This window comes from Burkholderia sp. MSMB1835 (assembly GCF_001526365.1).
Classification (GTDB): domain Bacteria; phylum Pseudomonadota; class Gammaproteobacteria; order Burkholderiales; family Burkholderiaceae; genus Burkholderia.
In genome coordinates, this window is record NZ_LOYP01000049.1 from 113,284 (window position 1) to 133,334 (window position 20,051).

Below are 20,051 nucleotides of genomic sequence, written 5' to 3' on the forward strand. Positions count from 1 at the left end.
AGAAACCGAGGCGGTCGGTGATGGTGCCGGCCCGCCACGCATCGCACGATTTGGCGGAGACATTTGCGCCTGTGTCGGGTGTGATCCGGATTCGGGCACAGCGGAAGTGGCTGCGTCGCGATGTTCCGCATCGTCACGCGGTACTTCTCCGCAAGTGCCTGCCGTATTCGATCTTCGTCCGTTCGAGGCTTGTTTCTCCAGCCCACGCGCACACCGCTGCCGCCGCCGAGCATGTTACCGAGCTGCGTCCATGCTGGTCCGATAGATTGCCGACCTGCGGCTTCGCCGGCAGCATATGGCCGTCGGGCACATGGGCGCGGCCCGTACGCAGCGACGTGGAGTGCGCCGCAGATTTCACCGGCGACGCGGGCACGGACGTCACCGCCTTCGCCGCATCGATCAACGTCTCCTTGTTGCCATCCCATTTTGGCAGCTTGGCGGGCGGTAGCGGCACGACCTTGTCCAGATTCGGCAGACGCAGGTCGGGGTCGCGCTCGAGGCGATCGGCAAGGACACTGTAGCGCTCGGCACGGGCTTCATCCTTGACATGGCCGACGAGGGCATCCCCCTTGCCAAACGACGCACTTAACCAACCCGCACTCTCTGCACTGCCAAATTTAACGCCATCATGCAGCGTCTTGAGTGCGCGTTCGTTGTTCTCGTTCAACTCGGCCCGATCACCTGCAATCGTCGTTCCCAACTCATATGCAGCAAGTCCGTTGCCCTGCGCGACCGCACATTCGAGCATCTGGAGTGCGATCTTGCGGTTACCCCAGAAGCCCGCCTTCGGGTCGTCATAGAGCGCGTCCATCTTGCCACCCAGATACGCCATCGCACTTGGACTACCCATATCGGCGGCCAGTTGCCAGAATGCATAGGCGCGGCTGGCATCCTGCTTAACGCCCGTCCCGTTCATGTGGTACGTGCCCATCAGATCGTAGGCTGCCGGAATACCGAGCTTCATCGCCTGTTCAGTGATCTGAAGGGCATGTTCTGAATCACGCTCCACACCCTGCCCCTGAGCATAGGCATTTGCGAGGTTCAGCATGGCTTTCCAGTGCTTGCGCTCGGCCGCTTTCGTCCACAAATCGACAGCGCCCTTGTAATTGCGCTGGTTCGGCCACAACAGCGAACTGGTCAGCGCCATTGCCCGCTGATTCCAGCGATCGGCCTCTGGATCGAGCGGGGGAACCACATCAGCCTCGTGCTTGCACTCGAACGCTGTGCGATGCGGATCAAAGGCGGTCAACGACATGTTGCGAGGAAGAGAATCGTTCATTGAGCAGGCAGCACATGCAAGGAACAGGAAAGCAGAAACCTGTGGAACCAGGACATGCGCCAGCGCATTCTGGTGACGGCCCCAATGAAACCGGATCGCACGTTTGTTCTGATCGAGCGCGCCAACGAAGGCTCGCAGCATTTCGGTCACGTTCACTTGTCGATGGGCGTTCGGCAACGGCGCTCTCAGTTCGCCAAGTCACCTGCGCGCTTGCTTAATTGTTTGGTCACCGATTCTAAATGCAACGTTCACACAAGGACAATCGCACCGTGCTAAATAGCGCGCAATCACTCGACGGAAGCTGCAATGAATGCCCGATGTCTCGTCGGTCAACCCGCCCCCCGTCAACGATTAAACATAATTCATTGATTTTATTGGATTTTCCTCTTTCGGAGTGGTCGACGGCAAACATCGCCATGTCCCGACACATACCGCCCCTGCCATCTCCCGACAATTCTTTACGGTCTGCGGACAGCCAAGCTGATAGCATGCGTGTCGCACACCATGACCGATCCCCCTGGATCGTCGCGCGCCGAACCGACGCACGTCCCGATTGCGTGATCGAACGGCGCACCACGTGTTTATCCCCGTAGAACCCGCAACACCCCGGCTCGCCTCCGCGCGACCCGTTGCAGTAACCGTTGGAGTGGCGCGCCCCGCGCCTGCAAGCATGAAGAAATCGAAGCAGCCTACCCATCCCCCACGCGACAAAGACCGCACGCCGTTCGTCCGCGCCGGCGCATTGCTGCTGATGGCCGGCCTGCTGTACCTGCTGTGGCCGTCCGCCGAAACCGCCTACCTCGCGATGGAATCGGTGATCCGCTGACGTACGCGTCCGCCCACGCACTGCGCTATACTTGCGCGATGGAAACCCGACCCACCCCGCCGATCGCACATTGCTGGTGGCGCGCCTGACCCAGGCGGCCCGTTTCCTTTTGCATGTCCCAAACGTGATGCCGCCAGCGATGGCGGCATTTGCGTTTCTGCGCTGACGTCATCGCCGGCGGCTTCGACACCCCGGAGCCCACGACGACCATGACGCAACCCACCCGCCCGACCATCCTCACCGGCGACCGCACGACCGGCCCGCTGCATCTCGGCCACTACATCGGCTCGCTGCGCGCACGCGTGCAGATGCAGCACGAGGCGACGCAATTCCTGCTGCTCGCCGATACGCAGGCGCTGACCGACAACATGGGCCGCCGCCAGCGCGTGACCGACAACGTGATCGAGGTCGCGCTCGACTACCTCGCCGTCGGTATCGATCCGGCGATCTCGACGATCGTCGTGCAGTCGCAGGTGCCCGAACTCGCCGAGCTGTCGCAATACCTGCTCAACCTCGTCACGGTCGCGCGCCTCGAGCGCAATCCGACCATCAAGGAAGAGATCCGCCTGCGTGGTTTCGAGCGCGACATCCCGGCCGGCTTCCTGACCTATCCGGTGAGCCAGGCCGCCGACATCACCGCGTTCAAGGCGACGCACGTGCCGGTCGGCGACGATCAGTTGCCGATGATCGAGCAGACCAACGAACTCGTGCGCCGCTTCAACGCGACCGTCGAGCAGCCGGTGCTGGTCGAATGCGAGGCCGTGCTGTCGGCGGTCACGCGGCTGCCGGGCATCGACGGCAAGGCGAAGATGAGCAAATCGCTCGGCAACGCGATCACGCTCGGTTCGACACCGGACGAGATCGCACAAGCCGTGAAGGACATGTACACGGATCCGAACCACCTGCGCGTGAGCGACCCGGGCCAGGTCGAAGGCAACGTCGTGTTCACGTTCCTCGATGCGTTCGAGCCGGACGTGGCGAAGGTCGACGAGCTGAAGGCCCACTATCGCCGCGGCGGCCTCGGCGACAGCGTCGTCAAGCGCGTGCTGAACGAGCGGCTGCAGGCGCTGATCGAGCCGATCCGTGCGCGCCGTCGCGAGTTCGAGGCCGACAAGGCCGAAGTGATGGCGATCCTGAAACGCGGCACGCTGCATGCGCGGGACGTGGCGGGCGCAACGCTCGCGGAGGTGAAGGGGGCGATGGGGCTGACGTATTTCGATTGAGCGGCGCAATGGCGGCGTCCATTGCGCTCACTACGCAATGGACGCTCGACATGGAATGCAACCGGCAACAATTCGAAAGCCTTCCCTCCCAGGCACCACATAAAAAAAAGAGTGGCTGCGCGAGCGTTCCGTGCGGCCCTTCCGCCACCACGCGGCCAGAGACAGCCGTCGTGTGGCTTTCGCGTGAGTCGCTCGTCGACGCCACCGCAGCAGCTGGCCCGTCCTCGACATTGCCCCGCAAAGACGACTTCGCTAACGTAGCCCGCCAACAACAACGACGGCGAACGGGGACGTACAACGCTTGCGGCCTGCCTCGCCTGAATCCCGAGGGCACCGCGTGAATACCTATTGCTACCGGAACGAACCAAACCTGACTCCGATCGAGTTGTTCTTCCTGATTGCCGCGGACGAAACCTGCAAGCAGGTCGGCATCGACGATGTCGAGGCGGTCGTTCTGATACTGTCGGGTCTACCCATTCTTCCAACCCGAGCCAAGCCGTCCGGCACGACCCGAGGCACGTCCGTCGCATCGGTCATGTCGCGGTCGATATTCCGGTATGAATTCAAGCGCAAGGTGCTTCCGACCGTCACGCTGAAAAGCATCAAGAGATTGCGGATAATCCTGACGCATCGGCTGGCCGTGTTTGTCGGACGAACCATACCGGGTGTCGGCTGGGTGATGCTTGGAACGGATGTCTTCCATATTGTCCGGAGCACCATTTACCGGTACAACCGGATTGTGAAACCAGAGGACAGGATTTTCTGATGGGCGACCGACACAACTGGGAAGCGCTGGAAGCGTTCGTTCGCAAGGAAGCCGCTGTCTCGGACAAGCGCCGTATTACAGAGCAAACCTCCATCTCGGACGACCTGGGGCAGACCGGAGACGACGCCGACATTTTCATGGAACGCTTTTTCGACCGATTCGACGTCGATCGCGGAGACTACGATTTCGGGCGTTACTTCCTGATGGAGGGCGAGGGGCTGCTATATCACGTGTTGCGAAAATACCTGCTCGGAAAGCCCCATACGTTCCAGCGGCATGCATTGACCGTCGGCATGCTGAACAAAGCGATATCGCTCGGGACGTGGGACTCCGAAGCGATCGAAAACTGACGACCGCGGGGCGTCACCACCATCATGCCCCCTCGCGCACCGCCTCCGCCGCGTGACACACGGCCTCGATCCGGTTGCCGGCCGGATCGATCAGAAACGCCGCGTAGTAATCGCCGTGGTACTGCGGCCGCAAGCCGGGGTCGCCGTCGGACTGGCCGCCCGTCGCCAGCCCAGCCTCGAAAAACGCATGCACCTGCTCGCGGGATACGGCCTTGAAACACCAGTGCCGCTTGCTCGCGCCGACTTCGGCGGGATCCAGATACACCGCCAGAAAAGTCGATGCAGGGTCGTTCGCGCTGCAACGTTCGCCATAGCCGAGCGCATTGGGCCGGTCATAGACCTTGGTCGCGCCCAGCGCAGCCATGACGGCATCGTAGAAGGGGCGTGCCCGATCGATATCCGGCACACCGATCGACACGTGATCAAGCAGTTGCATGGTGTTGGCTCCATTGAACGAGCACGAGTCTACACACCCGTCGTCGATCCGGCCGAGCAACCTTACCGACGACTACACTACCGACCACGCCGCCTACGTGATCTGATACGTCGACGCCGGCACGAACTCCTCGGGCATCGGCCGATCGCCGAGTTCGAGCACCGACCGCTCGATCGTGCGCGTCATCGCATCGAGCGCGAGCGCGTTCGGCGCGAGGCCGAACGGCTCGGCCACTTCGTTCGCGATCGCCTCGAGCGCGATCAGCGTGTAGGAAATGAACACGCAGATCAGGGGCGTGAAGAACTCCGTCGAATCGACGAGCCCGAACGGCAGCAGCACGCAATACGCATACACGGTGCGATGGAGCAGCACGCTGTACGAAAACGGGATCGGCGTCGACAGGATGCGCTCGCAACCACCGACCGACTTGCCGAGCTCGTCGAGTTGCGTCTCGAACATCCAGCAGGTCGCGTCGCTGCCGGGCGCGCGCCCCAGCGCACGGACGATGCCGCCGCGCAGTTCGTCGAGGATCGCGACGGGCTTGTAGCATTTGCCGCCGAGCGCGGCCGTGCGCGCCGCTCCGAGAATGCGCGTCAGGTCTTCGGTCGGATCGGTATGACGCAGTTGATGTTTCAACGCATACGCGAGCGCGATCAGCAGATCGGCAAGCCGGTTGCGCTCGGCGTCGCTCACGCTGTCGGGCAGGTAGCGATGCAGTTGCGACGTCACCGCGCGTGCGGCGATCAGCAGGTTGCCCCACAGATGCCGCGCCTCCTTGAAGCGCTCGAAGCTCGCGTTGTTGCGAAACCCGAGGAAGATCGCGAGCGCGAGCCCGAACAGCGTGAACGGCGCGGTGTTGAGCGGAATCTTCTCGCCGAAGATGCGCCCGTTCGTGAAGACCGCCAGCGTGCTGACGATCGCCATGAACACGAGCTGCGGAATGATCGATTGCAGCACGGAGCCGTTCCATACGAACAGCATCCGGAGCCAGTTCTGTCGTGGTCTGACGATCATGATGTTTTCTCGACTGCCAAAGGAATACGCAACCCGTTGCGCCCGCACCCGATGCGCAACGGCCCGCGCGTGGCGGGCCGCTGTTCGGTCGGATGCCGGGGCGGGCGCCGCGCTGCGCGTGATGATACGCGCGCGCCGCGTCACGCTGCTTGTCGCTCAGTGATAGCCGATGTCGCCCTCGCGCACCTTGCCGCGGAACACGCGGTACTGCATCGCGTTGTACACGAGGATGATCGGCAGCACGATCACGGTGCCGACGAGCGCGAACAACTGGCTCGAATGGCTCGACGACGCGTCCCAGATCGTCAGCGACGGCGGCACGATGTTCGGCCAGATGCTGATCACGAGCCCCGTGTAGCCGAGGAACACGAGCGCGAGCGTCAGCAGGAACGGCGTGGCCTCGTGCGCACGCTTCACCGAGTGGAAGATGCCCCACACGCATGCGACGACGAGGATCGGCACCGGCAGGAACCAGCCGAGGTTGCCGCTGCCGAACCAGCGGTGCGCGACGGCCGGCAGCCCGATCACGGTCCACAGGCTGACCACGCCCATCACCGCGAGCAGCACGCCCGTGAGCGGCTTCATCAGCAACCGCATCTTGCGCTGCAGTTCGCCGTCGACCTTCAGGATCAGCCAGCCGCAGCCGAGCGTCGCATAGGTGACGAGCACGCCGATCCCGCACAGCATGCTGAACGGCGACAGCCAGTCGAACGGCCCGCCCGCGAACCGGTTGTTCTCGATCCTGATGCCCTGCAGCAGCGAACCGAGCACGATCCCCTGGCAGAACGCCGCAAGCGCCGAGCCGCCGATGAACGCGAGGTCCCACATGTGCTGCGTGCGGGTGGCCTTCGCGCGCAGCTCGAACGCGGCGCCCCGGAAGATCAGCCCGACCAGCATCAGCACCAGCGGCAGATAGTTCGCCGGCAGCAGCGTCGAATACACGACCGGGAACGCGCCGTAGAGGCCCGCGCCGCCGAGCACGAGGAACGTCTCGTTGCCGTCCCACACCGGCGCGACGGTGTCGAGCATCACCTGGCGCTCGGCCTTCGCGTCGAAGAACGGAAACATGAGCCCGATGCCGAGATCGAAGCCGTCCAGCATCACGTAGATGAATACGCCGAGGCCGATGATCGCGGCCCAGACGACAGGGAGATCGATGTGCATGGTTACTCCGCCTCGGTGACGTTCAGCGGCGTGGACAGCGCGCTCTTGCGCAGCCCCGGATGCCGGTGCAGCTCGATGTAGCCGGCCTGGGCAGCCGGCCCGCGCTTCATCAGTTTCATCATGTAGTAGATCCCCGTTCCGAATACCAGGAAATACACGACCACGAAGATCAGCAGCGACACGCCGACCTGTTGCGCGCTGAGCGGCGCGACCGAATCGACGGTGCGCAACACGCCGTAGACGGTCCACGGCTGGCGCCCGACCTCGGTCGTGATCCAGCCGGCGAGCAACGCAACGATGCCCGACGGCCCCATCGCCACCACGAACCACTGGAACCAGCGCGTCTCGTACAGGCGCCCGCCCTTTCTCAGCAGCAGCCCGAGCAGCGCGGTGAGCAGCATCAGCATCCCGAGGCCGGCCATGATCCGGAACGTCCAGAAGACGATCGGCGAATACGGGCGGTCCTGCGGCGGGAATTCCTTCAGCCCGCGAATCTCGCCGTCCCAGCTGTGCGTGAGGATCAGGCTGCCGAGGTGCGGCACCTGGATCGCATAGCGCGTGGTTTCAGCCTGCATGTCGGGCAGCCCGACGAGGTTCAGCGCGGTGCCGCCCTTCTCGGTTTCCCACAGCCCCTCGATCGCCGCGATCTTCGCCGGCTGGTATTCGCGCGTGTTCAGCCCGTGCGCGTCGCCGACGACGATCTGGATCGGCGCGAGCACCAGCAGCATCCACAGCGCCATCGAGAAGCTGCGCTTCACCGGCTCGTCGCGGCGCCCCTTCAGCAGGTGCCACGCGCCGCACGCGGCGACGATGAAGCCCGCGACGATGAACGCCGCGATCGTCATGTGCACGAGACGGTAAGGGAACGACGGGTTGAAGATGATCTTGAACCAGTCGACCGGCACGACGAGGCCGTTCTCGATCTTGTAGCCCTGCGGCGTCTGCATGAAGCTGTTCGACGCGAGAATCCAGAACGTCGAGATCAGCGTGCCGACCGCGACCATCAGCGTCGCGAAGAAGTGCGCGCGGGGGCTGACGCGCTGCCAGCCGAACAGCATCACACCGAGGAAGCCGGCTTCGAGGAAGAACGCCGTCAGGACTTCGTACGTGAGCAGCGGCCCCGTGATGTTGCCCGCGACGCGCGAGAAGCCGGCCCAGTTGGTGCCGAACTCGTACGCCATCACGACGCCGGAGACCACGCCCATGCCGAAGCCGATCGCGAAGATCTTCGACCAGAACTGGAACATGGATTTGTAGGCGGCGTCGCCGGTGACGAGATAGCGCCATTCCAGCACCGCCAGGAAGCTCGCCATGCCGATGCTGATCGCGGGGAACACGATGTGGAACGACACCGTGAATGCGAATTGCAATCGGGCGAGATGGAACGCATCGAAGATTTCCATGACCGTAATTTGCTCGTGGTTGTGAGGACGTACGCCCGAAGCAGGAAATCGCGCGACGACTTGGCGACAACACATGCGAACACAAGCAGTCACCCGCATGGCATCGAAGCGTGAATGACGATATCGCGTTTGCAACGATACTCGCAATCACTCGAACGTGCGCTGAAACTGTGCTGCTGGCGCCGCCGAAGATGTGTGCACGGAAAACATGTTCCGTGCCCGCGGGACGGTCAGCTGTACTGCTTTCCGCGTGGCGGCGCTGTGCCTGCGGCGCACTGTTCACCCCGCTTAACATGTCATGCAACGCCTGCCCGCGGCGGTCGTGCGCCCTTCGGCACCCGCCCCGGCGGCATCGATTCCCGTCGTTCGGCGCATGCGCCGTACCCGGCCGGCCCGCCGGCCGCCCCGCCTGGAGAAACCCGCATGACCCACCGCGACGATCCGACCGGCAGCACCGCGTGTCAGGTGACGCGCCATCGTGCCGGCGACGCGTGCGACACCGTCGATCGCGTCGTCGACGAAACCCCGGTTGCACTCGTGTTCAACGGCATCGCGCACACGGTGATGATGGCGACGCCGATCGATCTCGACGCGTTCGGCCTCGGCTTCGCGCTGAGCGAAGGCATCGTCGAGCGCGCGTCGGACGTCTTCGACGTCGAAAGCGAATGCCGGCCCGGCAGCGCCGAAGTGCGGCTCACCGTGTCGCAGCAGGCGTTCATGGCGCTGAAGGCGCACCGCCGCGCGCTGGCCGGCCGCACGGGCTGCGGCGTGTGCGGCATCGAAAGCATCGCGCAGCTCGACCTGCACCCGCCGCGGATCGCGGCCGCCGGCACGGCCGCGGGCATCGGCGCCGACGCGATCGCGCGCGCCGCGCGTGCGTTGCCGGCCCGGCAGACGCTGATGCGCGAGACGGGCGGCATCCACGCGGCCGCGTGGTGCGACCGCGACGGCACGGTGCTCGACGTGTTCGAGGACGTGGGCCGCCACAACGCGCTCGACAAGCTGATCGGGCGGCTCGCACGCCGCCGCGCCGACCTGCGCGCGGGTTTCGTGTTCCTGTCGAGCCGCGCGAGCTACGAACTGGTGCGCAAGGCCGCGCGGGTCGGCATCCCGATGCTCGCGACGATCTCGGCGCCGACGTCGCTCGCGATCGACGTCGCCCGCGAAGCCGGCGTGCGGCTGCTCGGTTTCTGCCGCAACGACGGCTTCGTCGAATACGTGTCGCCCGCCGCCGTTCACCTCGACCCACCGGCGCCTGCCCCGGCGCACCCGGCCCACTCGTCATGAAACACCTGTTCGATTTCGATGCCGCGCAGCAGCAATTCACCGGCGCATTCGCGCCGCTCGAGGCCGCCGCGTCCGTGCCCGTCGCGCAAGCGGCCGGCCACGTGCTGGCCGCGCCGCTGACCGCGTTGCTCGACCAGCCGCCGGCCGACCAGAGCGCGATGGACGGCTACGCCGTGCGATACGCCGACCTCGCGCACGGCGAGCCGCTGCGGGTCGCGCAGCGCTGCTATGCCGGCGACATGCCGGCGCCGCTCGCGCCGCGCACGGCCGCACGCATCTTCACCGGCAGCCTGATTCCACCCGGCGCCGACACCGTCGTGATGCAGGAGCATGCGCACGAACGGGACGGCGGCGTCACGTTCGGCGCGCCCCAACGCTGCGGGTCGCACATCCGCCGCCGCGGCGAGGAAGTGCGCGCCGGCGACCGGCTCGTGCCGGCCGGCGTGCGGCTGGGTGCGATGCACGTCGGCGTGGCCGCCGCGCAAGGGATGGCGCGGATCGACGTACGCGCGACGCTGCGCGTCGGCATCCTGACGACCGGCGATGAACTGGTCGCATGCGGCGAGCCGCGTGCGCCACAGCAGATCTACAACAGCAACGCGCCCATGCTCGCCGCGCTGGTCGCCGGCACCGGCGCCGACGTCGCGATGTGCATGCACGCCGCCGATACGGCGGCCGCCGTCGATCGGGCATTGCGCGACCTGCACGCGCACTGCGACCTCGTGATCTGCGTCGGCGGCGCGTCGGTCGGCGACAAGGACCTGCTGCGCCCCGCGCTGGCCGCGCTCGGCGCGTCGTTCATCGTCGCCGGCGTGCGCATGAAGCCCGGCAAGCCGGTCGCGCTCGCGCGGCTCGATACGCGGCCGGTGGTGCTGCTGCCCGGCAATCCGGGCGCCGCGATGACGACGTTCGCGCTGTTCGTCGCGCCGCTGATCCGCCGCCTGCAGGGGCGCGACGCGTGCGTGCCGATCGTGCCGTCGCTGCCGATCGACACCGGTTTCGAGCCGGATGCGCAGCGCGAGCGCTTCGTGCGCGTGCGCCGTACGGTGGGTGCCGACGGCGCGCCCGTGCTCGATACGTTGCGCCAGCAAGGCGCCGGCACGCTGGCGTCGCTCGTGCTGGCCAGCGGGCTCGCGCGGCTGCCGGCCGGGCGCACCCTCGCGCGCGGCGACGCGGTTCCGTACTACGAATTCGCGCACTGGCTCGCATGAGCGCGACGCCGACTACCCGCCCGGCGCGACGCCTTCGCGCCGTTCGTCGCGCCGTTCGTCGCGCCGGTCGCGCGTCCCGCGCGGCGAACTGTATTCCTGCAATTCGGGCACGATTGTGTCTCTGCCGGGAAAACCCGCCGGACTATGCTCACGATGAGGCTCGTCACGACCTGTGCGCCGACACGTCGGCACCCGCACGGCCGAGCGGCGATGCCCCTCCGCTTACTTCATGCAGGCCGACGACCCGATCGTGAATGCCATCGTTTCCGCCGCGCCGGCCGCCGCCGCTTCGTCCGGCGACGCATCGCCCGGCGCTTTCTCCCGGCCGTCCGACACGCTCGGCCGTCCGTTGCGCGACCTGCGCCTGTCGGTCATCGACCAGTGCAATTTCCGCTGCGGCTACTGCATGCCGCGCGAAAGTTTCGGCGCGGACTACGCGTTCATGCCGTCGTCCGAACGTTTGTCGTTCGCGCAACTGGAAAAGATCGCGCACGCCTTCACGTCGCTCGGCGTCGAGAAGATCCGCATCACGGGCGGCGAGCCGCTGCTGCGCCGCCATCTCGAAGCGCTGATCGAACGGCTTGCCGCGCTGACGACCGTCGACGGCAAGCCCGTCGAAATCGCGCTGACGACCAACGGCTCGCTGCTCGCCGCGAAGGCGCGCGCGTTGCGCGATGCGGGCCTGTCGCGCGTGACCGTGAGCCTCGATGCGCTCGACGACGCGGTGTTCCGCCGGATGAGCGACGCCGACGTGCCGGTGTCGCGCGTGCTGGCCGGCATCGAGGCCGCGCATGCGGCCGGGCTCGCGCCGGTGAAGGTCAACGCGGTGATCGAGCGCGGCGTCAACGACGACCAGATCCTGCCGCTCGTGCGGCACTTCCGGCACACGGGCGTGGCCGTGCGTTTCATCGAATACATGGATGTCGGCGGCGCAAGCTTCTGGTCCGGCGACAAAGTCGTGCCGGCCGCGCAGATGCGCGAGCTGATCGACGCACACTACCCGCTCGTGCTGGTCGGCGAACCGGGGCACGACGCCACCGCGATCCGTTGCGCACACATCGACGGCGCGGGCGAAGTCGGCTTCATCGCGAGCGTGTCGCATCCGTTTTGCGGTACCTGCTCGCGCGCCCGCGTGTCGGCCGACGGCCAGTTGTATACGTGCCTGTTCGCGATGCAAGGCACCGACCTGCGGCCGTGGCTCGGCGATGCGGCCTCGACCGGCGATCTCGCCGCCGCCGTGCGCGCATGCTGGACGCAGCGCGACGACCGCTATTCCGAGCGCCGGGCCGCACGGCCGGCCCGCGCGCCGGGCAAGACCTATCCGACCGTGCGCATGTCGCTCGTCGGCGGCTGACGGGCCGCCGCGCGACACAGGATGCGCCGCCCACTGGAGAACCTGTCATGACGACCTTCACCGAATCCCGCACCGGGCTGCCGGACGATCCGCTGCGTGCCGGCAGCACGCCGCCCGTCGATGCACCCGCCCCGCATCCCGAATCGGCGCCCGCCATTGCCGCCGGCTTCGAAGTGCGCGTGCAGCATGCGCCGATCGATGCGGGCGCGGAGCTCGCGCCGATCGTTCGCAATCCGAATGTCGGTGCGGTCGTGAATTTTCTGGGAGTCGTGCGCAAGGAAGGCGACGTCGACGACGTCGTCGCACTGGAAGTCGAGCATTACCCGACGATGACCGAACAGGCACTGTGGAGCATCGTCGAGGAAGCGACTGCGCGCTGGCGACTCGAAGCGGTCAGGATCGTGCACCGCGTCGGCCGCATTCCGCTCGGCCAGCCCGTCGTGCTCGTCGTGGTCGCCGCCGCGCATCGTGCATCCGCGTTCGATGCGTGCGAATTCCTGATGGATTTCCTGAAGACCCATGCGCCGTTCTGGAAGAAGGAGATCCGGCACGACGGCGAATCCGGCTGGGTCGAGGCGAAGGCGCACGACGACCAGGCAATGCGGCGCTGGGGCTGATCGCGTTCGCTTCGCGTTTTCCGATTCCGCCGCTCCTGCCCGAGACAACTCGATGAAACTGACGATCAAATACTTCGCGAGCATTCGCGAACAACTGGCGCTCGACGAGGAAACCGTCGAGATCGATGCGCACGAACTCACCGTCGACGCACTGCGCGGCACGCTGGCCGCCCGCGACGCGCGCAGCGCGGACGCGCTGCGGATGGACCGCCCCGTGCGCGCGGCCGTGAACCTCGAAATGGTGACCGGGGAATTCGTCGTGCGGGAGGATAGCGAGGTCGCGTTCTTTCCGCCGGTGACGGGTGGATGACGTCACCCCCGCGCGACACGCCCGTTTCGATGTCGATCCGTCATGCCGCGCCCCGATCGGCCAGCGCCTGCAATGCGATCAGCGCCGCCGGATTCTCGAGCGCGCTCACGTCGCCCGACGGCAAACCGCGCAGCACGTTGCGCACCACGCGTCGCCACGCCACCTGCTTCGCGATACGAAACGTGCTCGCAGGTCATCGCCCAGCCTCCAACACCGTCAGCGCCGCATCGAGCGCGTCGAGTCCCTCGTCGAGCTCCGTGCGCGAGATGACGAGCGGCGGCGTCACGATCGCCACGTTGTAGCGCCCGTACGCGTGGACGCCGCGCGTCAGCAGATCGCCATAGAACGCGCGCATCGGCGCCGCTCCCGCCGGGTGGTGCCACTCGACGAGCGGCTCGCGGGTGTCGCGATCGCGCACCAGCTCGATGCCGAACTGGGCGCCCATGCCCCGCACGTCGCCGATCGACGGATGACGCTCCGCCAGCTCGCCGAGACCGTCGCGCAGCCAGCCCTCGATCTCGCGCCCCCGCTCGAACAAGCCCTCTTCCAGATAGACCTTCAGCGCCGCGAGGCCGCCGGCGACCGCCAGCACGTGGCCCGCATGCGTGTGGCCCACGTCGAAGTGCTCCGTATCGAAGTGGCGGGCCACGCGCTCGCGCACCAGGACACCGCCGAGCGGCGTGTACGAGGCGCTGGCCCCCTTGGCGAACGAAATCAGGTCCGGCAATACGCCGACGCGCTCGGCGCAGAACGATGCCCCCGTGCGCCCGAAGCCCGTCATGATCTCGTCGAAGATCAGCAGGATGCCGTGCCGGTCGCACAGGTCGCGAACGCCTTCGAGATAGCCCGGCGGGTAGACGACGACACCGCTGGATCCGGTCATCGGCTCCATCAGGATCGCGGCCACGTTTTGTGCGCCTTCATGCGAAAGGATGCGCGCCAGGTGATCGAGCGCGCGGCGGGTCTCCTCGGCCGGCTCCGACGTATGGAACGGGCTGCGGTACGGGTACGGCGCGAAGAACTTCACCATGCCCGGCAGCGCCGGAAACGGATCGCGCCAGCGGTCCACACCCGTCAGCGCGCTCGCGCCGAGGGTGCCGCCGTGATACGACCGATAGGCGGTCAGTACCTTGGGCCGGCGCGTCACCAGCCGCGCGATCTTCACCGCGTCGTCGTTCGCTTCGGCACCGCCGCTGGTGAAGTGCACGCGCAGCCCCTCCGGCCACGGCGAAACGCTGTTCAGCAGCTCCGCGTATTCGGCGCGCACGTCGTTGAAATAGCTGGGCGCGACCGAGCACATGCGCGCGGCCTGCGCCTGGATCGCCTGCACCACCTTCGGATGGCCATGACCCAACGACACCGCGACATAGCCGCTGGTGAGGTCCAGGTAACGCTTGCCGTTCGTATCGTAGAAATAGCATCCGTGCGCATGCGTAATGACCGGCGGATTGAGCCCGCCCTGGACCGCCCAGGGCACGAGCACCTTTCGAAACGACGGTGCGAGCGCGGGATTCGGCTCGCCGTGAATGCTGAGATCCATGTTGACTCCGGAAATGGCATGGCCCACTATTTCTGAGCCTCGTGACAGAAGGCTTCCAGATTAAGCACGCATTTCCCGCGCAACAAATCAAACGTTTCCACACTGAGCCGCAATTTAATTGAGTCATGCCACGACAACTTCCGCCCCTGCTCTCCGTGCGCGCATTCGAGGCCGCTGCGCGCCATGGCGGCTTCGCCCGTGCGGGGGATGAGCTATGCGTCACTTCCGGTGCAGTGGGACATCAGGTGCGACTGCTGGAGGAGTGGCTGGGCACGCCGTTGTTCATGCGTGGCGCCCGGTCCGTCCAGTTGACGGAGATCGGACGGCGGTACTTCGTCGAAATCGAGCGCTTGATGGACGAGCTCGAGCGCGCGTCGCTCGGCATCCGGCAAGCCGCGGATTCGCCGGAGGTCACGGTCACCGCGATGCCGTCGTTCGTCACGCGTTGGCTGATGCCGCGCCTGGGCGAGTTCCGGCGGCTGCATCCCGATATCGAGGTGCGCCTGCTGGCTTCGGTACCCGTCGTCGACTTCAGCCGCGAGCGCGTGGACGTGGCGATCCGCCTGGGTCCGGGCCCCTATCCGGGGCTCGTCGCGCAAACGCTGATGTCGGAAACGTTCCTCGCGGTCGGCCAACCGTCGCTATGCAAGCCGTTGCGCACTGTGGACGACGTGCTGCGTGCAACCCTGCTGCACGACGAATACGAGGCCCGCATTCCGGAGCAGGTGGACTGGGTACGCTGGTGCCGGATGCAGGACGTGCACGCGAGCACGGCGCGTTTGCGACAGGGGCCGAGCTTTTCGCATACCTATCTGACGCTCGATGCCGCGATCGCGGGCCAGGGCGTGGCCGTGGCGTCGGACGTCCTCGCCGCCGATGCGGTCAGGCAGGGGCTGTTGGCCATTGCGCCGGGCAACCCGGTGCGGGGGCCTTACAGCTACCACCTGCTGACGACACGCGCGGCCACCGCACGGCCGCAAATCGACGCCTTCTGCAGTTGGCTACGATCGGCCGCACGGTCGTTTTCGGCAGCCGGTTGGGGTTGAACGACATGAATCGCACGCGGCAGAGCCCGCCGCCCGCGCTCCACGTCGCTCGCCCGTTCACCGCATGCACGCCGCAGCCAGCTTCCCGACCGCGATCACCGCCTGCTCGATTTCCGGCGACCACGGGCTGCTGTAGTTCAGGCGGATGAAGTTCCGGTAGTTGTCGGTGATCGAGAACATGTAGCCCGGCCCGATCGTGATCCCTTGCTCCAGCGCGAGCTGATACAACCGCATCGCATCGACCTGCGCGGGCAACTCGACCCACAACACGTAACCGCCCGCCGGGCTCGACATGCGCGTGCCTTCCGGAAAGAACCGCGACACCATCGCACGCATCAGATTCGCCTGCTGCGCATACGCCTTGCGCAAGCGCCGCAGGTGATGCTCGTAGCCGTCGCGCTCGAGAAACTCCGCGATCGCGAGCTGCGGCAACGACGGCGTCGCGAGCGTGTTCAGGAACTTCAGCTTCTCGACCTGATCGCGATAGCGCCCCGGCAACGCCCAACCGATCCGGTACGCGGCCGTCAGGCTCTTCGAGAACGACGAACAATGCAGCACGATCCCGCTGCGGTCGTACGACTTCAGCGAACTCGGATGCGTGTCGCCGAAATACAGTTCGTTGTACACGCCATTCTCGATGATCGGCATCCCGGCCTTGGTTGCGAACTCAACCAGTTCGCGCTTGCGCGCGTCCGGCATCTGGAAGCCCATCGGGTTCTGGAAGTTCGGCATCACCATGCACGCGGCGATCGGCTGCGATTTCGCGATCGCGGCCAGCGCCGCGATGTCGATTCCGTATTCCGGATGCGTGGCCACCTCGATCGCCTTCATCCCCATCCGCTCGATCGCGTGCAGCATCGCGTAGAACGTCGGCGACTCCACCGCGATCGTGTCGCCCGGCTTCGCGACCGCCTGCAGGCACAGGTTGATCGCCTCCGTCGCACCGACCGTCACGATGATCTCGTTCGGATCCACCGACATCCCGTTTTCCAGGTAGCGGCGCGCGATCTGCCGGATCAGCCGCGGGTGGCCCGGCGGCAACCCGTCGGTCACGCCCCACAGCGATTTGTCGCGGCCGGCCGCGTACGCGTAGCGATTCAGCTTCTCGAACGGAAACAGGCTCGGGTCCGGATACGGCGAGCCGAGCGGCACCGCGTCGTCCGTGCCGATCGAGCGCAGCGTCGACAGCACGAGCCGACTCACGTCGACCGACGACGAGATCGCGATCGGCTTCGACGGTCGCAACTCGCGCACCGGTGCATGACCGTCGTCGCGCCGCAGGTTCACGAAGTAGCCCGACTGCGGCCGGCTTTCGAGCAGCCCGCGGCTTTCCAGCAGCAGATACGCGTGCAGCACGGTCGTGATGCTGATCCGGTGCTGCTGGCTCGCCTGCCGCACCGACGGAATCCGGTCGCCGTGCCGGTACACGCCCTGGCGGATCAGGCGCTCGATGTCGTCCGCGAGCTTTTCATAGAGTTTCATCGTGCGTCTCCCGCCGGCATGCGCAGCCGCGCCGCCCCGCCGTGTGCGTCCGATACGCACGTGTCGCACGTGTTTCGCCCGCCGACCGGGCCGTCGTGATTCCTGATCTTTCCCTCCGGTTTTGCCTTTTCCATCGCACTGGCTCTCTCTTGAAGATGCGCCGGCAGGGGTCCGGACCAACTGGATCTGCGGCACTGTGCACTTGATGACCGGATCTTAAGAGAAGAACAGTTCGCGGCGAGCACACACATCGAGCGCGCGAACAAGAGTACAGTTCGGCGCGAATCGCGCATCGCGGGAAAACTGTACGTCTTATGAAATGGCCGGACGGCCTGTCGGTTCGCACGGCGGCGCTGGATCGGCCCGGGAGGCCCGCCGCACGTGCCTCCGCGCGATCGACTCAACGCGGGTGCAATACTGTGCGCCCCGCAGGGTTTTTCACGATGAGAGCGACCATGCAGCACACGATCGAACCCGGAGCCGGCCTCGGCGGCGCGATACGCGTCGCGCGAACGGTACAGAAGAAATCGCGCCAGAACGCCGCGGCCAGCCGGGAGCGCACGCATGGCTGATCGTGCCCTCGTTGCGCGACTCATCGCGCGGCTGACCGACGCGACCGCCCACGCAAGCGCCATCGACGCGCCCATCGACCTGTCGGCGCTCGACGCGCCCACGCTCGGCGCCATCTGGCCGGCGCTGCGGCGTGTCGAGCATGAAATCCTGGTGCGCGACCAGGCGTTCGGCGACCCGCGCGCCGAATTCGCGCGCCAGTTGCACCGGCAGATCGATGCTCACGGCCTCGTGCCGCTCATCGACGCCGACGCGGCGCTCGAACTGTTTGGCGCCATTCCGGCCGGCGGATGGAAACGCGCGCTCGAGGATCTGCCGTGTCTCGACGCGCTGCCGTCGGCTGCGCTGCAGGCCGAACTCGCGCGGATCGCCGGCGAACCGGAAGAAGGCGGGTTGCGCGCGGCCTCCGCCTATGCCGCGTATGCGCTCGACTGGTTCGCGGGCCGCCGCGACTTCTCGGCGCGGCGCGACGCCTATGCGCAGGCGCTGGCCGATTCGCCGTTTCGCGTGCGCGAACTCGACGTGTTGCCCGAACTCGGCGCGGCCGCGCTGCTCGCACTGGCTGCGACCAACGACGGCTATTTCGCGCCGAAGCGGCTGTGGCTCGACCTCAGCGATCCGGCCGTGACGCTCGCGCAAGAGGCCGCGTACGTCGCGTTCGCGCGCGACGCGCTGACCGAAGCCGCGCGACAGGTCGCCGCGCTGCATGCCGGCACCGTGCCGTACGAAGCCGATCGCGCGTTCACGACCGACGACGCACAAGTTCTGTCACGCGCCGCGCGGGTGGCCGCGTATCGCGACGAAGCATGGCTGCGCCCGCTGATCGGGCCGCTGCTGACGGGCGTATGCGTCGCGCCGACGGCCGCGAAGACCGCGCCGTCGCAATCGCTCGCCATCGCGCTCGGCCATGCGATCGAGACGATCCCGACGCCCGAGAGCGTGCGCGCGCTGCGCGACGCGCTGGCCGTCGTCCGTCACGCGGGCGTGCAGAAGAAACTCGCGCGCAACCTGAAGCCGGCCGAACGCGCACTCGGCGAACGGCCGCGCACCGCGCTGCGGATGACGCTCGACGCGAAGCCCGACAAGAAGCAGCTCACGATGCTCGCCACGTGCATGGAGGCCGGCTTCTGGCAGCCGATGACGCTCGGCCACGCCGAATGGCGCGAGCGGCTCGTCGACGCGCCGGCCGGCGCCGCGTTCTCGGCGCGGATGATCTGGCTGGCACAAAACGGCGACGGTTCGACGCAATCGTTCATCCCCGATATCGCCAAGGGCAAGATCGTGCTGCGCGATGCGGCCGGCCAAGCGTGCGAGATCGCCGACGACTGCGAGATCCGGCTATGGCACCCGCTGCTGGTCGACGCGGACGAACGGCTCGCGTGGCAGCGCGCGATCGTCGGCCGCACGCTGCGGCAACCGGTCAGGCAGGCGTTCCGCGAGTACTACGCGCCGAGCGACGGCGACGCATCGGCCAGCGATTCCGCGATGTTCGAAGGTCACGTGCTGTCGAGCCGGCCGCTGCTCGGCGTCGCGCGCCGCGAAGGCTGGTCGATCCGCGCGTACGACGATGCGCTCGTCCGCGAATTTGGCGACGTGCGCGCGACCTTCGTCGTCGATGCGCGGCTTTATCCCGGCTCGGAAAGCCACGGCACGTCGCGCCGGCTGCACTTCGAACGCCGACACGGCGCACGCTGGCTGCCGCTGCCGATCGGCGAAATCGATCGTGTGGTGTTCTCCGAAGTGGCGCGTGCGGTCGACCTGCTCGTCAGCGTGTCCGCGTTCGCGCTCGACGACGATGCGACACGTGCGGCGACCGCTACGCTCGCGACGGACCCCGTCCGTCTGCGCGATCTCGAATCCGAACGCCAGCAGCGCCTGAACCGGTTGTCCGATCTGCCGCTCGGCGTGATGGCGCGGCATCGCAAGCACGTGCTGTCGCTCGTGTTCGCCGACGCGATCGCGCAAGGGAGAATGACGATCGACGACCGCCACGTGCGCGTCGGCGCATGGTCGGTGCATTGCGCGACCGGCCGCGTGACGCGCGACGGCGAGCCGGTCGAACCGGCGGTCGCGCCACCGCCGTCGCCGCTGCGCGCGGTGCCGTGGCTGCCCTACGACGAAGCGCTGCTGCAACGGATCGTCGACGTCGTCGCGGGGTTGCTCGATTGAGCGG

General features: G+C 66.6%; 19 protein-coding genes. 11 read left to right on the forward strand and 8 right to left on the reverse strand.

All coding sequences use genetic code 11. The features are described 5' to 3' along the window. Positions 1-133: 133 nt before the first annotated feature. The gene (locus WS96_RS22450; protein WP_257128044.1) at positions 134-1,420 is read right to left on the reverse strand and encodes an SEL1-like repeat protein; all 1,287 of its coding nucleotides are present in this window, start codon (positions 1,418-1,420) and stop codon (positions 134-136) included. Between the two features lie 529 nt (positions 1,421-1,949). On the opposite strand from WS96_RS22450, the gene WS96_RS34120 reads away from it, so the two are divergent. The 4 genes from WS96_RS34120 (at position 1,950) to WS96_RS22465 (ending at position 4,444) form a co-directional block, all read left to right on the forward strand. Next, complete coding sequence (locus WS96_RS34120; RefSeq protein WP_179949060.1) at positions 1,950-2,105, forward strand: hypothetical protein; 156 nt, start codon at positions 1,950-1,952, stop codon at positions 2,103-2,105. A gap of 209 nt (positions 2,106-2,314) precedes the next feature. Then, complete coding sequence (gene trpS / locus WS96_RS22455; RefSeq protein ID WP_059835481.1) at positions 2,315-3,328, forward strand: tryptophan--tRNA ligase; 1,014 nt, start codon at positions 2,315-2,317, stop codon at positions 3,326-3,328. 337 nt (positions 3,329-3,665) lie between these two features. Further along, entirely contained in the window at positions 3,666-4,094 is a 429-nt protein-coding gene (locus WS96_RS22460; protein WP_059835483.1) for an STM2901 family protein, read from the forward strand. Next, positions 4,094-4,444: a DUF1493 family protein gene (locus WS96_RS22465; RefSeq protein ID WP_059835485.1), complete on the forward strand. Its 351-nt coding sequence runs from the start codon at positions 4,094-4,096 to the stop codon at positions 4,442-4,444. Before WS96_RS22460 ends, WS96_RS22465 begins: the two co-directional genes overlap by 1 nt. 22 nt (positions 4,445-4,466) lie before the next feature. Here WS96_RS22465 and WS96_RS22470 read toward each other — a convergent pair whose 3' ends face one another. The 4 genes from WS96_RS22470 to WS96_RS22485 all read right to left on the reverse strand — a co-directional run bounded on the left by WS96_RS22470 (position 4,467) and on the right by WS96_RS22485 (position 8,461). Continuing rightward, entirely contained in the window at positions 4,467-4,880 is a 414-nt protein-coding gene (locus tag WS96_RS22470) for a VOC family protein (protein WP_059835487.1), read from the reverse strand. A gap of 93 nt (positions 4,881-4,973) precedes the next feature. After that, positions 4,974-5,894 carry a bestrophin family protein gene (locus WS96_RS22475; protein WP_059835489.1) on the reverse strand — a complete coding sequence of 307 codons (921 nt, stop codon included), beginning with the start codon at positions 5,892-5,894 and terminating at the stop codon, positions 4,974-4,976. A 156-nt stretch (positions 5,895-6,050) separates the two neighbouring features. Next, entirely contained in the window at positions 6,051-7,058 is a 1,008-nt protein-coding gene (cydB, locus tag WS96_RS22480; protein WP_059502951.1) for a cytochrome d ubiquinol oxidase subunit II, read from the reverse strand. A 2-nt stretch (positions 7,059-7,060) separates the two neighbouring features. Further along, positions 7,061-8,461 carry a cytochrome ubiquinol oxidase subunit I gene (locus tag WS96_RS22485; RefSeq protein WP_059502953.1) on the reverse strand — a complete coding sequence of 467 codons (1,401 nt, stop codon included), beginning with the start codon at positions 8,459-8,461 and terminating at the stop codon, positions 7,061-7,063. A 423-nt stretch (positions 8,462-8,884) separates the two neighbouring features. On the opposite strand from WS96_RS22485, the gene fdhD reads away from it, so the two are divergent. The 5 genes from fdhD (at position 8,885) to moaD (ending at position 13,240) form a co-directional block, all read left to right on the forward strand. Next, positions 8,885-9,748, forward strand: coding sequence for a formate dehydrogenase accessory sulfurtransferase FdhD (gene fdhD / locus WS96_RS22490; protein ID WP_059835491.1), 864 nt, complete (start codon positions 8,885-8,887; stop codon positions 9,746-9,748). Beyond that, positions 9,745-10,959 (forward strand): molybdopterin molybdotransferase MoeA, encoded by a 1,215-nt coding sequence (locus WS96_RS22495; RefSeq protein WP_059835493.1) that lies wholly within the window; start codon positions 9,745-9,747, stop codon positions 10,957-10,959. The genes fdhD and WS96_RS22495 overlap by 4 nt, the downstream gene beginning before the upstream one ends. A gap of 229 nt (positions 10,960-11,188) precedes the next feature. Next, positions 11,189-12,313, forward strand: coding sequence for a GTP 3',8-cyclase MoaA (moaA, locus tag WS96_RS22500; protein ID WP_059835495.1), 1,125 nt, complete (start codon positions 11,189-11,191; stop codon positions 12,311-12,313). 47 nt (positions 12,314-12,360) lie between these two features. Next, positions 12,361-12,930, forward strand: coding sequence for a molybdenum cofactor biosynthesis protein MoaE (locus WS96_RS22505; RefSeq protein WP_059835497.1), 570 nt, complete (start codon positions 12,361-12,363; stop codon positions 12,928-12,930). A gap of 52 nt (positions 12,931-12,982) precedes the next feature. After that, the gene (gene moaD, locus WS96_RS22510; protein ID WP_034209321.1) at positions 12,983-13,240 is read left to right on the forward strand and encodes a molybdopterin converting factor subunit 1; all 258 of its coding nucleotides are present in this window, start codon (positions 12,983-12,985) and stop codon (positions 13,238-13,240) included. 40 nt (positions 13,241-13,280) lie between these two features. On the opposite strand, the gene WS96_RS34580 is transcribed toward moaD, so the two are convergent. Further along, entirely contained in the window at positions 13,281-13,403 is a 123-nt protein-coding gene (locus tag WS96_RS34580; RefSeq protein WP_257128039.1) for a hypothetical protein, read from the reverse strand. Positions 13,404-13,433: 30 nt separating this feature from the next. Next, positions 13,434-14,780 (reverse strand): aminotransferase class III-fold pyridoxal phosphate-dependent enzyme, encoded by a 1,347-nt coding sequence (locus WS96_RS22515; protein WP_059835499.1) that lies wholly within the window; start codon positions 14,778-14,780, stop codon positions 13,434-13,436. Positions 14,781-14,905: 125 nt separating this feature from the next. On the opposite strand from WS96_RS22515, the gene gcvA reads away from it, so the two are divergent. Then, on the forward strand, positions 14,906-15,826 hold the full coding sequence (gene gcvA, locus WS96_RS22520) for a transcriptional regulator GcvA (RefSeq protein WP_059835501.1): 921 nt from the start codon (positions 14,906-14,908) through the stop codon (positions 15,824-15,826). 57 nt (positions 15,827-15,883) lie between these two features. Here the strand turns inward: gcvA and WS96_RS22525 are convergent, their stop codons facing one another. Then, entirely contained in the window at positions 15,884-17,308 is a 1,425-nt protein-coding gene (locus WS96_RS22525) for an aminotransferase-like domain-containing protein (RefSeq protein ID WP_059835503.1), read from the reverse strand. Positions 17,309-17,872: 564 nt separating this feature from the next. On the opposite strand from WS96_RS22525, the gene WS96_RS22530 reads away from it, so the two are divergent. Beyond that, on the forward strand, positions 17,873-20,047 hold the full coding sequence (locus WS96_RS22530; protein ID WP_059835509.1) for a DUF4132 domain-containing protein: 2,175 nt from the start codon (positions 17,873-17,875) through the stop codon (positions 20,045-20,047). Positions 20,048-20,051 lie beyond the last annotated feature (4 nt).